13 protein-coding genes are annotated in these 12,867 nt (G+C 58.7%); 5 read left to right on the top strand and 8 right to left on the bottom strand.

The window, feature by feature from the left end; genetic code table 11:
* Positions 1-33 precede the first annotated feature (33 nt).
* Entirely contained in the window at positions 34-1,125 is a 1,092-nt protein-coding gene (locus DX908_RS02135) for a PDZ domain-containing protein (protein ID WP_116390812.1), read from the bottom strand.
* Entirely contained in the window at positions 1,122-1,490 is a 369-nt protein-coding gene (locus tag DX908_RS02130; RefSeq protein WP_116390811.1) for a TfoX/Sxy family protein, read from the bottom strand. Before DX908_RS02130 ends, DX908_RS02135 begins: the two co-directional genes overlap by 4 nt.
* Positions 1,491-1,562: 72 nt before the next feature.
* Here DX908_RS02130 and prfA point away from each other — a divergent pair, with 72 nt between their 5' ends.
* Together prfA and prmC are read left to right on the top strand one after the other, a co-directional pair.
* The gene (gene prfA, locus DX908_RS02125) at positions 1,563-2,681 is read left to right on the top strand and encodes a peptide chain release factor 1 (RefSeq protein ID WP_199564558.1); all 1,119 of its coding nucleotides are present in this window, start codon (positions 1,563-1,565) and stop codon (positions 2,679-2,681) included.
* 15 nt (positions 2,682-2,696) lie between these two features.
* A complete protein-coding gene (prmC, locus tag DX908_RS02120; RefSeq protein ID WP_116390810.1) occupies positions 2,697-3,524 on the top strand; it encodes a peptide chain release factor N(5)-glutamine methyltransferase in 828 nt (275 codons plus the stop codon).
* Between the two features lie 15 nt (positions 3,525-3,539).
* Here prmC and DX908_RS02115 read toward each other — a convergent pair whose 3' ends face one another.
* The 6 genes from DX908_RS02115 to DX908_RS02090 form a co-directional block, all read right to left on the bottom strand.
* On the bottom strand, positions 3,540-4,310 hold the full coding sequence (locus DX908_RS02115; protein ID WP_116390809.1) for a hypothetical protein: 771 nt from the start codon (positions 4,308-4,310) through the stop codon (positions 3,540-3,542).
* 17 nt (positions 4,311-4,327) lie between these two features.
* Positions 4,328-5,101, bottom strand: coding sequence for a DUF6090 family protein (locus tag DX908_RS02110; RefSeq protein WP_116390808.1), 774 nt, complete (start codon positions 5,099-5,101; stop codon positions 4,328-4,330).
* Positions 5,098-5,871, bottom strand: a complete 774-nt coding sequence (locus DX908_RS02105) for a hypothetical protein (protein WP_116390807.1) — start codon at positions 5,869-5,871, stop codon at positions 5,098-5,100. Before DX908_RS02105 ends, DX908_RS02110 begins: the two co-directional genes overlap by 4 nt.
* Entirely contained in the window at positions 5,871-6,644 is a 774-nt protein-coding gene (locus DX908_RS02100; RefSeq protein ID WP_116390806.1) for a DUF6090 family protein, read from the bottom strand. The genes DX908_RS02105 and DX908_RS02100 overlap by 1 nt, the downstream gene beginning before the upstream one ends.
* Complete coding sequence (locus tag DX908_RS02095) at positions 6,641-7,183, bottom strand: hypothetical protein (RefSeq protein WP_116390805.1); 543 nt, start codon at positions 7,181-7,183, stop codon at positions 6,641-6,643. Before DX908_RS02095 ends, DX908_RS02100 begins: the two co-directional genes overlap by 4 nt.
* A gap of 78 nt (positions 7,184-7,261) precedes the next feature.
* Positions 7,262-7,906 (bottom strand): histidine phosphatase family protein, encoded by a 645-nt coding sequence (locus DX908_RS02090; protein WP_116390804.1) that lies wholly within the window; start codon positions 7,904-7,906, stop codon positions 7,262-7,264.
* A 141-nt stretch (positions 7,907-8,047) separates the two neighbouring features.
* Here DX908_RS02090 and DX908_RS02085 point away from each other — a divergent pair, with 141 nt between their 5' ends.
* From DX908_RS02085 to DX908_RS02075, 3 genes are all read left to right on the top strand, one after another.
* Positions 8,048-8,635: a hypothetical protein gene (locus DX908_RS02085; protein ID WP_116390803.1), complete on the top strand. Its 588-nt coding sequence runs from the start codon at positions 8,048-8,050 to the stop codon at positions 8,633-8,635.
* 191 nt (positions 8,636-8,826) lie between these two features.
* Entirely contained in the window at positions 8,827-9,726 is a 900-nt protein-coding gene (gene sucD / locus DX908_RS02080; protein WP_116390802.1) for a succinate--CoA ligase subunit alpha, read from the top strand.
* A 160-nt stretch (positions 9,727-9,886) separates the two neighbouring features.
* Positions 9,887-12,859: a 2-oxoglutarate dehydrogenase E1 component gene (locus DX908_RS02075; protein WP_116390801.1), complete on the top strand. Its 2,973-nt coding sequence runs from the start codon at positions 9,887-9,889 to the stop codon at positions 12,857-12,859.
* Positions 12,860-12,867 lie beyond the last annotated feature (8 nt).

Here is a 12,867-nt window from a genome sequence, read left to right as displayed (position 1 = left end):
GGGGGAGGGCGGCAAGCAGTTTGGGCGGTGGCGCTAGTCGACTATGACAAAGATCGGCACGGTGACTTCGGCGATATCCTCGCCGCGGCGGCGGCGATAGGTGACTTCTTCGAAGTCAGACATCTCGCGGCAGCCGCGTTCGGCAATCGGCATGCCGTCAATATGGGTGAGGATATCCCCGGGCTTGAGGTCCAGCGACGCGGCCGGACTATCGGGCAATACTTTCTCGATCCGCATACCGTCTTTGATGGGGCGAAGGGAAAGACCGGTTGAGCGTTCCGGCGGCACGGTGACAGGCCCCTCGCTCTGGCTGGTAAACCGTACCCGCTTGTCATCGACATCGAAGGTAAGAACGAAATCCTTCAGCATCCCGCTGCCGAAGAGTTCCGTATCCGGTGTTTCGGTAACAACGGGTGTTGTGAAAAGATGCTCCCCCAGTGTCACATCTCCGGTCAGCCGGGCGCCGCGTCGTTTCTCAAGCCGTTTGAGGCGCACGGCGGAGCGGATCTCGACGGGCGGTTCCTTAACCTCATAGCGATCAAGGTCATTGAGAACGAGGGTCGAGGCAGACCCTGAATCGATCAGCACCCGCCGTTTCCGGCCATCAATGTCGAGCTTGACCCATGGGCGCTTGTCCTTGCCCTTGGAGGAAAAGATGGTGTTGCCATCGGCACGTGGCAGGTCGCCTGCATAAAGGCGGATCTCGCCTTCGGGGTAATGGATCTGGACGAGATATTCCCCGAACGCATCATAGGCGAGAATGCCGTCAATCGGCCGACCCAGCGCCATGGAGAGATGCGAGAGGTCCTGCACCCTTGCGCGCAGCCTGTTGACGTTGAGCGGCCCCATGGTCGCATCGGAGAAAACGGCATTCTTGCCGGGCTCGATCGTCTTGCCACTGACACGTAAGATCGAGGCTGGATCAACGATCGAATAGCTGGCGCCGGTATCATAGAGGAAATGGAGTGTCCGATCGGCGGGCGCGTCTTCTTTCTCTTCCAGCGTCAGCGGCAGGAAGAGATAGCCCCGGCAAACTTCTGTCGGCAGAGTGGCGGCAAGCTCTTCACCGCACGCAGCGGTGACGGCAAAACTGGCCGCGAGCCCGCAGGCGATCAGGCGTTTCACGCGGATGGCTCCCCTTCACTCCGAATGGCCCGCTTGCGTCTGGAGGGGCGTCTCGGCGGCGGCATGGGAAGGGCGGCCGTCGTGATCTTCAGAAGCTCAGCAGCACGACCCGCATCTTCGAGCACATCACCCGTCACATGCAGATAGGGATGCGCGCCGGGATAGGGCGGCCTCAGCCCAAGTCGGGGCAGGAAGGCGCGGCCTTGTTCGGTCTGTTTGAAAAACAGCTCATCATTACAGATGACGCCGACAAATTTGCCGTCACAGTAAAGGCCCATCTCACCAAACATGCGGCGGGCTGAAACGTCCCCCGCCGCAGAGAGCTGGTCGAGGATGTAATCACGGGTTTCAGGCCGGACAGACATGAGATGATCTTCAGGGCTTGAACCGCTCCGCGCAAGCAAGAGTTACCCCCTCTTGCCGGAGATTGGCAGGTCATGGCACATGCCGCCGAAACGAATACTGTCAGAAAGTCCTCCAGCCACGTGATTCCGCAGGAAAAACTTGATGCACTGATTGCGCGCCTCGCCGAGGTCGAAGAGGAGATGTCTTCGGCGACCGAAGCGGAGCGCATCGTTCGGCTGTCAAAAGAGCATGCCGAGCTCAAACCCGTGGTCGAGGCGGCTAGCGCTCTGACGACCGCGCGGCAGGATCTTGGCGACGCCGAAGAAATGCTCGCCGGCGACGATGCCGAGATGGCGGGCATGGCGAAAGAAGAGATCCAGCGCCTGAAGGAAGAAATCCCGGCGCTTGAGGAACAGCTTCAGATCATGCTCCTGCCGAAAGACAAGGCGGATTCCGCGCCGGTCATCCTTGAGGTCCGCGCAGGCACGGGCGGGGATGAGGCAGCGCTCTTCGCAGGCGATCTCTTCCGTATGTATCAGCGCTATGCGGTCACTCAGGGCTGGAAGGTTGAGATCCTCTCCGCGACCGAAAGCGGGGTTGGCGGATACAAGGAAGTCCAGGCGAGCGTCACAGGTGACAATGTCTTCGGCCGGCTCAAATTCGAAAGCGGTGTCCACCGTGTGCAGCGCGTGCCCGAGACCGAAACGCAAGGGCGCATCCATACCTCTGCCGCAACCGTTGCCGTGCTGCCTGAGCCCGAAGATGTTGATATCGAGATCAGCGAGGCAGACCTTCGGATCGATGTCTTCCGCGCCAGTGGGCCGGGCGGTCAGTCGGTGAACACGACTGACTCGGCTGTCCGCATCACGCACTTGCCGACCGGCGTTGTCGTCATCCAGCAGGATGAGAAATCCCAGCACAAGAACCGCGCAAAGGCGATGAAAGTGCTCCGTGCCCGTCTTTATGATGCCGAGCGCGCGCGTGTCGATGCCGAACGCGCCGCCGAACGCAAAGGTCAGGTTGGCTCCGGCGACCGCTCGGAGCGTATCCGCACCTATAATTTTCCGCAGAGCCGGGTGACCGATCATCGGATCAACCTGACGCTTTATAAGCTCGACAAGATGATGGCGGGCGAAGCGGTCGATGAAATGATCGACGCCCTTGTGCTCGCGGATCAGACCGAACGCCTCGCCAGCATGGAAGCTGAGTAAGGGATCTGGCGATCGATGCCGCTGACCTATAGCCAGCATCTCGCAGAGGGGACGATGCGTCTGGGCACATCCCCGACGCCTGCACTGGATGCGCGGGTTTTGCTCTGTGCCGCCTCGGGGCTCGATCATGCAGGGCTGATTGCTGCCGCCAGGGATGAAGTGCCAAAGGAAGCCGCAGGCAAATATGCACGCATGCTGTCTCGCCGGGCAGGCGGAGAGCCGGTCGCCTATATCACCGGTGAACAGGAATTCTTTGGACGGATGTTCAAGGTCACCCGGGACACGCTGATCCCGCGGCCTGAGACCGAAATGCTGGTTGAGGCGGCGGTGGCAGCGGCGGGGCCTAACCCCCGCGTCTTGGATCTTGGCACCGGCACCGGCTGCCTTCTTCTCTCAGTACTCGGTGAGCTGACGAGTGCGCATGGTGTTGGTATCGATAAATCACCCGGCGCCCTGCAGGTCGCGGAGAAGAACGCGCATCTCCTCAAGCTCGATCGCTGGGCGGAGTTCCGCATGCTCGATTTCAGATATGCGCCGGACGGCCCCTTTGATATCATCCTGTCGAACCCGCCCTATATCGAGGACGCTGCCGAACTGCCAGTATCGGTTGCGGGCTATGAGCCAGAGCTTGCCCTGCGCGCGGGCGCAGACGGGCTTGATGCCTATCGTGTGCTGGCGCCCGTTATTGCCGAAAGGCTGGCACCGGGCGGGCACGCCTTTCTTGAGATCGGAACAGGGCAGGGCGAGGCCGTCAGCTCTCTGATGAAAGCCGACATGCCTGAGCGTGAAGTGTCCGTCCACAAAGACCTTGCCGGGCATGAGCGCATGGTGACAGTGCGCTGACGCGGCGGAGGAGCATCAGTCTGCCTCCAGTTTGGTGATCAGGGTCTCTGCCTCATCATCCAGATACTCAATAAATGAAAGAACGCCTTCGGTATGTCTGAGCACTAATCGGAGATCACCCAGCAATTCTTCCTCTGCGTGAATGCGTTGGGCGGTTTCCAGAATTTCTGTCTCGAGTGCTGGGGCCGGGCAGGGCGGAAAGTAGAGCTGTTCCTCGACTTTCACATTACTAGGATCAGCGCCGACAACGATATTGCAGGCGTGATGTTGGTATTCGATCAGTGGGCCGCTAATCAGCCTGCGCGACTTGTTCCGATAGGGGGTGTCGACTTGGAACGACATGGCTGCTTCCAGCGCGGCATCCTGATAGTAATCCCGCATCTGACGTAAGATCTCCGTATCACTCACGAGACGGAGCTTTCCCGAATTCAGGAGCTCATCGTAAACCTGTGCCGACGGCTTGAACGCCCAGATCAGACCAGCATTTTCCGTGTCGCGGATGAGTTGCCATTGGGCCTCGGTCGTTTCTGGAAAGTCTGCCTCAAGAATATGCTCTATCCGCTTTGCTGCGTCCTTGACCTCCTGGTAAAATTTCCGCCGGACCGCCAGGACGTCCCGGTCATTTTGCAGATCAGAGATCAATCGGACGCGAGAATCGATCGCTTCGCGAGCTGTAAAATGCTGGTCATTCCAGTTCGACACCTGAATTCCGACGAACACCCCGACGACGACAATGACGAAGTCGAGGCCGACAGCGGTCCAGTTCTGGTCACGAACGTGCTTCATAAGACTTCGGAGTATCATCAGTCTCGTTCCTCCGCCGTCAGGCCCGCCAGCACCCGCTCCTGAAGGACGATATTTCCGGCGTTATTGATCTGTACCAGGCCGACCATGGAATATTGATAACGCACGGTTTCTCGAATGGCAGGAGACGTCCGCAGCGCTTCGGCGGCCTCTTCGAGCAGGGACGGCTCCACCTCCAGATGACATTCCGTCATGAACCCCTGGCTGATACTCAGCTCGTCCAAGGAGTCGCTGCAGCCTTCTCTGATGGACAGCTGAACGGGCAGGGGGATGAGCGACCGGACGGCGATTCTGTAAGGTGAATCCTGAAGCCGGTCGATGACCGCCTCGTTTGACTCCTGGAACTTGTAGTAATCGGGAAGACCGCTTTCGATGGCGGATTCCGGCAGGAGGCCGAGATGACCCGACGAAACGATCTGGTCCCAGGTTGCCCGATTGGAAGGGATGCTTGTGTATTCGCTGGCGCGATAGGCCGCGATGACCAGCGCATTTGCATCCGCTTCGGGTACGGATAATAACCGGTTAGTCTGCGTGACGCTGTCGAGAACATCCTCATAATAGCCGGAGAGCACCTGTGTGGCCGCAAGATCATTCTGAATTTCGCTGATCAGCCTTTCCTTATAATCTCTTCCAAGTCGGCCATTGGCCTGCGCATCGTTCCAGTTCGCGACCTGAATACCGATGAACACACCGACGACGACGATGACGAAGTCGAGCGCGACGGCGGTCCAGTTCTGGGCTTTCACATGTTCGGTGATGCGGCGGAGGATCATTCTTCACCATCCGGAAGCCTGGCCAAAATCTCCTCTGCTTCACGTTTCACAGTGGCGATAACGAAGTGATTCAAGATGGAAACATTGTAAAGCCCACGCAGAGAGGCGGCGAACTCCGGATCTTCCTGCAGCGCAGTGACGACAAGATCATATGAGTTTTCGCCAAAAGGATTGAAGCCGTGACGCCTCGCAACCGCTGTCGTCGCATCGCGTGCATGGCGCGCAGTGCCGTCTTCAAAATAAATCAAATCCTCGATATTGGCGTAGTAATCCGTAATATCGAGAGCTAGGGTCTCATCCTTAAAAATAGTGATGTCTCCTGTCGATTGCAGGGTGCGAAAGGTGGAGTTCTTTTCATTGAATGTCCGCGCAAAGATACCGTAATTCAGAAAATAGTCGCGCTCTTCCTCAGTGATGGGAAGAAACTCCGGCGCCGGAAACTTTCTGGTGAGATCAACCGCGCTTGCGGGTGCTGACATTCTGCTCTCCCGTCGGGGCGGAGCACCGCCAGCATCGGTCAACATCTTTTCAATCACTGTTATACGCATTCGATGAGCTAGCATCATCTCATCCAAAGCAACAATTTCTTCCCTGATTTCGATGGCAAGATTGTCAAGATAACGGGCTTCGCGCACATGATCCGCCCTCGCGGCATTCCAGTTGCTTACCTGAATACCGATGAACACACCGACGACGACAATGATGAAATCGAGCGCGACGGCGATCCAGTTCTGGTCGCGAACGTGCTTCATGAGACTACGGAGAATCATCAGTCTCGTTCCTCCGCTGTCAGGGCCGCCAGCACCCGCTCCTGAAGGGCGATATTTCCGGCGTTATTGATCTGTACCAGGCCGACCATGGAATATTGATAGCGCAGGGTATCGCGAATGGCAGGAGACGTCCGCAGCGCTACGGCGGCCTCTTCAATCAGGGACGGTTCCACCTCCAGATGACATTCCGTCATGAATCCTTCGATGATACTCAGCTCGTCCAAGGAGTCGCTGCAGCCTTCTCTGATGGACAGCTGAACGGGCAGGGGGATGAGCGACCGGACGGCGATTCTGTAAGGTGAATCCTGAAGCCGGTCGATGACCGCCTCGTTCGCCTCCTGGAACTTGTAGTAATCGGGAAGACCGCTTTCGAAGGCAGATTCCGGCAGGAGGCCGAGATGACCCGACGAAACGATCTGGTCCCAGGTCGCCCGGTTGGAAGGGATGCTTGTGTATTCGCTGGCGCGATAGGCCGCGATGACCAGCGCATTTGCATCCGCTTCGGGTACGGATAATAACCGGTTAGTCTGCGTGACGCTGTCGAGAACATCCTCATAATAGCCGGAGAGCACCTGTGTGGCCGCAAGATCATTCTGAATTTCGGTGATCAGCCTTTCCTTATAATCTCTTCCAAGTCGGCCATTGGCCTGCGCATCGTTCCAGTTCGCGACCTGAATACCGATGAACACACCGACGACGACAATGACAAAGTCGAGCGCGACGGCGGTCCAGTTCTGGGCTTTCACATGTTCGGTGATGCGGCGGAGGATCATTCGCTGGTACCCTCAGTGGGCGGTGTTTCAGGCGCAATGGTCAGGCTGTCGAAATAGTCTCGCATGAAATTTTCATCGACGCCGTCGATGATCGGGCCGGCAATCTCATAAAGGCCGGTTCCCTGCCATCCCACTTCGTTCGCCTGCCACCAGTTCTGGGCAAATCGGCTGCCGAAATAGAACGGGGCGATGTTACGCACGTGACTTTCGACCCGGCTACGCGAAACTAGCCCGGCCTCCTGCATGTTCATCAAGTGATCGATCTGCTGGGTCACGGCGACCAGCGGGCCTTCCATCATCTTGATCTCGACCAGTGTCAGTTCTTCGGGGTGGTAGACCGACTTCATCCAGACTGCGGAAATGTCCGGCGCCGACATGCGCAATTCGAGGTCGGATTGAACGGCGGTGAGCTCGATCTCCATAGCCGCGCGTGTCAGACTCGAATTCTGCCGCAGCTCGACGATCAGGACGATCAGTCCGATGACGACGCCGACATTTGCGCCGAGCGTCAGCCATCGATTGATATTGTCGACATTCATCTCATTCCCCCCATGGAATAGGGAGAACTTTCGTTCCATTTGCGGAACGATGCAAACTATTTGCGGAAGCCGTTCTGGTTAAACGGTTTTTTCCTTGCCGCCCTTGAGTTCAAAAACGAGATCCTGCGGCGATTTGAGGTGGGTCAGCCCCTGCCGATCTAGCCCGCAGAGATAGCCGCGCAGGATACGGCCCGAGGCGCCATGCCCGACGATCAGGGCAGGGCCTTTCAGTTCAAGGAGGAATTCGCGGGTCCGTGCTGCTGCATCGGCATAGCTCTCCCCACCGGGCACCTTATAGGCCCATTTGTCTTTCTGCCGACGCTCCCAGACACCGGGGTCTTCGGCATTGATCTCATCGACGGTCTTGCCGTTCCAGTCGCCAAGATCGATTTCGATCAGCCGGTCATCGACGCCGTAACGGCGTCGGGGCAGGCCAAGTTTGTCGCGGATGATCTCCAGCGTCTCGGCAGCGCGCACGAGGGGGCTCGTGACAAAAACAAGCTCGTCAAGGTTTTTGATCCGTTCACGGAGGGCGCGGCCATTCCTTGCGGCCTGCTGACGACCGGTTTCATTCAGCGGAATGTCCGAATGGCCTTGGAACCGGCCGGCCTTGTTCCAGTCGGTCTGGCCATGGCGGGAGAACCAGACCGGGAAGGGCAGGTCGATCCGGCCGCCCGGCATTCCCTCATCCTTTGCCCGGCCTTTGCCAAATAAACTCAACATGCGGCAGCCCTCGACGCTAAATGCCACTTCGTTACCCGATTTTCATGGCTAGAAAAGGGTCTTGGCCGTTTGGGCGCACGAATATGGCTCGACGTGGCGGAGGTGAAGCGCCATTTTCGCGTGATGAGAATTTTATCCCTTATGCCCGCCCTGCTGCTCGCTTTGCCACATGCTGCTTTTGCGCAGGAGCAGAGCACGCTCGATCGCACGGTCGGCGCGCGCCTCGTCGTCAGTGACTTTATCGGGATCTGCATCCGCACCGGCGGCACGCCGGAAGCGATCGAGGATCTCGCGCTGGAGCGGACCTGGATCCCTGCTGCACCGTCGACGATCCAGTCAGGGCTGACCCGCGTGCCGTCCTCCGATGCCAAGATTTATACCTTCACGCGCCGCCGTCCGACCTCTGCGGGGCGGGTGACAACAGATACCAGGATCATCCTGCCGGAACCGGGCGTGCGCGACTGCACGATCGAGTTCGAGCGGGTGGAGTTCGGATATGTGAAGAGGGCACTCGAAACGAGCGGCTTTACCGAAGAATCCGACGACTATTATGTGCCTGCTGACGCGCCTGTCCGTGTCGAGCGGGCTATGATGTGTGAAGCCGAAAAGCCGCGATCCGTTCCCGATTGTGTAGAGCTGGCGATTGATCCAGCGACCTATCCGGTGACAGGCCAGCTGACCTATCGACGAGACAGCAAAATGACGGTTGCTCCTGCTATTGAGCAGTGACTCTGTCCCGTCTGGTATCGGTACAGCCTGCCTGAGGGTATCGGATCGGCGCGGGCAGGTTCGGATAGCTCAAAACAGGCTGATAAATCGCCGAATCTGGGGTCAGTCTCCCTTGCCCCCCATGAAGAGCAGGTCTAGGGCCCGACGAAATTTGTCCATACCCTCGCGTCTGCCATCCGAAGGGAGCCTTCATGTCCATCCTCGTCGATAAATCCACCAAAGTCCTCTGCCAGGGTCTCACCGGGAAGACCGGTACGTTCCACACGGAACAGGCCATTGCTTACGGTACAAAGATGGTCGGCGGGGTTGTGCCCGGCAAAGGCGGGCAGACTTGGGAAGCGGGCGAGCCGGCAAAAGGCGCAACCCTTCCTGTCTTCGACACGATGAAGGATGCCGTCGAGAAGACCGGCGCCAATGCTTCGGTTGTCTATGTGCCGCCGAAATTTGCTGCGGCCTCGATCATCGAAGCCATCGAAGCCGAACTCCCGCTGGTCATCGCGATCACCGAAGGCATTCCGGTCCTCGACATGGTCCGCGTGAAAGCCGCCCTTGAGGGCTCGAGCACCCGCTTGATCGGCCCGAACTGCCCCGGCGTCATCACGCCGGATGAGTGCAAGATCGGTATCATGCCCGGCCACATTCACAAGCGCGGCACGGTGGGCATTGTCTCCCGCTCGGGCACGCTTACCTATGAAGCTGTTCACCAGACGACGATGGCCGGCCTTGGCCAGTCGACCTGTGTGGGCATCGGGGGTGACCCGGTGAAGGGCACCGACTTTATCGACGTGCTTGAGATGTTCCTCGCGGATGACGAAACCCAGCAGATCATCATGATCGGCGAAATCGGCGGCTCTGCCGAAGCAGAAGCGGCCGAGTTCCTCGCCAGCAACTCCGTCAAGAAACCGACCGTCGGCTTCATCGCTGGCGTTACCGCGCCTCCGGGTCGCCGCATGGGCCACGCAGGCGCCATCGTGTCGGGCGGCGCGGATACCGCAGAAGCCAAGATCGAAGCCATGAACAAGGCCGGGATCAAGGTGGCACCGTCACCGGCTGCGCTCGGCACCGCAATGGTTGAACTCCTGAACGGCTAAGGCAGCGTCCAAGCGCCGCATTAGCTTGCGAAGGCTAACGGGGCAGTTCAGGTATAGGTTGTTTAACGGGCGCAAAAACTGCGCCATTTTAAATCGCCGTAAAGGGCCCTCATGGGAATACGGCCCTCTTTCGGCAGCAGAGAGAGGGACTGTACAGTCCATGGCCCACGATGGCTCACAAGGCGAAGTGTTCGCCTTACGGGATTTGCTCCAGGCAACGAGCTTCTTGTCCGGCGGCAATCGCCAATATCTGAACGAACAATACAGGAAGTACACCGAGAACCCTGCTTCGGTTGATCCTGAACTTCGCGCCTTTTTCGACGATCTGGAAGATTCAGACCTCGCCGCTCAAAACGATCGCGGTCCGAGCTGGGCGCGCGCCGACTGGCCGCCGCGCCCCTCTGATGAGACGACTGCCGCGCTTGGCGGGGACTGGTCCGGCGTTGAGGGTAATTTCGAGAAGAAGATCGAGCAGCGCTCGCCGGAAATTTCGGCGACCGATGTGGCTGCTGCGGTGCGCGATTCCATCCGTGCCCTGATGCTGATCCGCGCCTACCGGATCCGCGGGCACCTGATTGCCGATCTTGATCCCTTGAAGATCGAGGAGCCTGAATGGCACCCCGAACTGACCCCGGAGCATTACGGCTTCACCGAGGACGATCTCGATCGCGAGATCTTCATCGACCATGTGCTCGGACTTGAGACGGCCAATCTGCGGACCATCCTTGAGATCCTCCAGCGGACCTATTGCGGTACTTTCGCTGTTGAGTTCATGCATATCACGAGCCCGGCGCAGAAGGACTGGATCCAGCGCCGCATTGAGGGCATGGACAAGGAAATCAAGTTCACCGAGGACGGCAAGAAAGCTATCCTCCTGAAACTTCTTGAAACCGAGGGCTTCGAGAACTTTCTGCACACGAAATATACGGGTACGAAGCGCTTCGGTATTGATGGCGGCGAAGCCATGGTGCCGGCGCTGGAACAGATCATCAAACGCGGCGGCGCGCTAGGGGTTGAGGAAATCTCGATCGGTATGCCGCACCGCGGGCGGCTCAATGTTCTCGCCGCCGTGATGGGTAAGCCCTATCACCAGATTTTCCACGAATTCCAGGGCGGCGCTGCGATCCCCGATGATGTCGGCGGCTCGGGCGATGTGAAATACCATCTGGGTGCGTCTTCGGACCGTTCCTTTGACGGCAATAATGTCCACCTGTCGCTTGCGGCAAACCCCTCTCACCTTGAGGCCGTCGATCCGGTCGTACTCGGTAAGTCACGCGCCAAGCAGGACATGCATCCGTCCGAACGGGTCACCCAGCCGCGCACGCAGGTTTTGCCGATGCTGTTGCATGGCGATGCCGCCTTTGCCGGGCAGGGGATCGTGGCCGAATGTTTCGGCTTCACCGGCCTGCGGGGGTACCGCACCGGCGGGACGATCCACTTTATCGTCAATAACCAGATCGGCTTTACGACCGCGCCGAAATTCTCGCGCAGTTCTCCTTATCCGTCGGATGTGGCGAAGATGGTTGAGGCGCCGATCTTCCACGTCAATGGTGATGATCCGGAGGCGGTGGTTTTCGCTGCGAAAGTCGCCACCGAGTTCCGTCAGGAATTCGGCCATGATGTCGTCATCGACATGTGGTGCTACCGCCGCTTTGGCCACAATGAAGGCGATGAGCCGAGCTTCACTCAACCGCTCATGTATAAAAAGATCCGCAACCACGCGACGACGCGGGAGGTCTATGCGGACCGTCTGGTCGAAGAGGGGGTTGTCACCCGCGAATGGATCGAGACCGAGCGCGACAACTTCAAAGCCTTCCTTGATGAGGAATTCGAGAAGGGCGAGCCTTACGAGCCGAAAAAGGCTGACTGGCTCGACGGCAAATGGTCCGGCTTCAAGCCGCCGCTCGAAGATGACCGGCGCGGTGATACGGCGGTCGATATCGATCGGCTGAAACTGATCGGCAGTAAGCTGACGAAAAAGCCGAAAGACTTCAAGACGCATAAGACGCTCGACCGGATCCTCAAAGCCAAAGCGGCGACGATTGAATCCGGCGAGGGAATTGACTGGGCAACGGGCGAGGCTTTGGCTTTCGGATCGCTGCTCATGGAAGGTTACCGGGTGCGCCTCTCCGGTCAGGATTCGGCGCGCGGCACCTTCTCGCAGCGTCACGCTCAATTCGTCGATCAGGAGACGGAGAAACGCTACACGCCGCTCCGGCACCTCTCTGAGGATCAGGCGAGCTTCGAAGTCATCGACTCGAACCTCTCCGAATTCGCTGTGCTCGGCTTTGAGTATGGCTATTCGCTGGCCGACCCGACAACGCTCGTCCTTTGGGAAGCGCAGTTCGGTGACTTCGCCAACGGTGCGCAGGTGATCTTCGATCAGTTCATCTCATCGGGTGAACGCAAATGGCTGCGCATGTCCGGTCTCGTGCAGCTTCTCCCGCATGGCTATGAGGGGCAGGGGCCGGAGCACTCTTCCGCACGGCTTGAGCGTTATCTGCAGGCTTGTGCGCAGGACAATATCCAGGTCGCAAACTGCACGACACCGGCGAACTATTTCCATATCCTCCGTCGTCAGATGAAGCGGGATTTCCGCAAGCCCCTCGTCCTGATGACGCCGAAATCGCTGCTCCGCCATAAGCGAGCGACTTCGACGCTAGCCGAGATGGGCCCGGGCTCAAGCTTCCACCGAGTGCTGTGGGATGATGCAGAATACCGGCCCGGCTCGACCGTAATGCTCGTGCCGGATGAGAAAATCCGGCGCGTCGTTCTTTGCTCGGGCAAGGTTTATTATGACCTTCTCGAAGAGCGCGAAGCTCGCGGCATTGAGGATGTCTATCTGCTCCGTGTGGAGCAGTTCTATCCCTTCCCGCGTGCATCTCTGATGACCGAACTCAAACGCTTCCCGCAGGCGGAGATGTTCTGGTGCCAGGAAGAACCGCGCAATATGGGCGGCTGGAGCTTCATCGAGAGCTATCTTGAATGGACGCTGCAGCAGATCGACGCCAAGCATACCAGGCCGCGCTATGCCGGTCGCCCGCCCGCCGCCGCGACGGCCACCGGCCACGCCAAACAGCATAAACAGGAACTCGCTGCCTTCCTTGAAGAAGCGCTCAGCACAGAAAGCTAAGAGACAGA

Origin of the sequence: Parvularcula marina, from assembly GCF_003399445.1 — a bacterium.
Lineage (GTDB): Bacteria > Pseudomonadota > Alphaproteobacteria > Caulobacterales > Parvularculaceae > Parvularcula > Parvularcula marina.
Note: the sequence above shows the minus strand (reverse complement) of the source record. Positions and strands in the feature narration are given on the sequence as shown.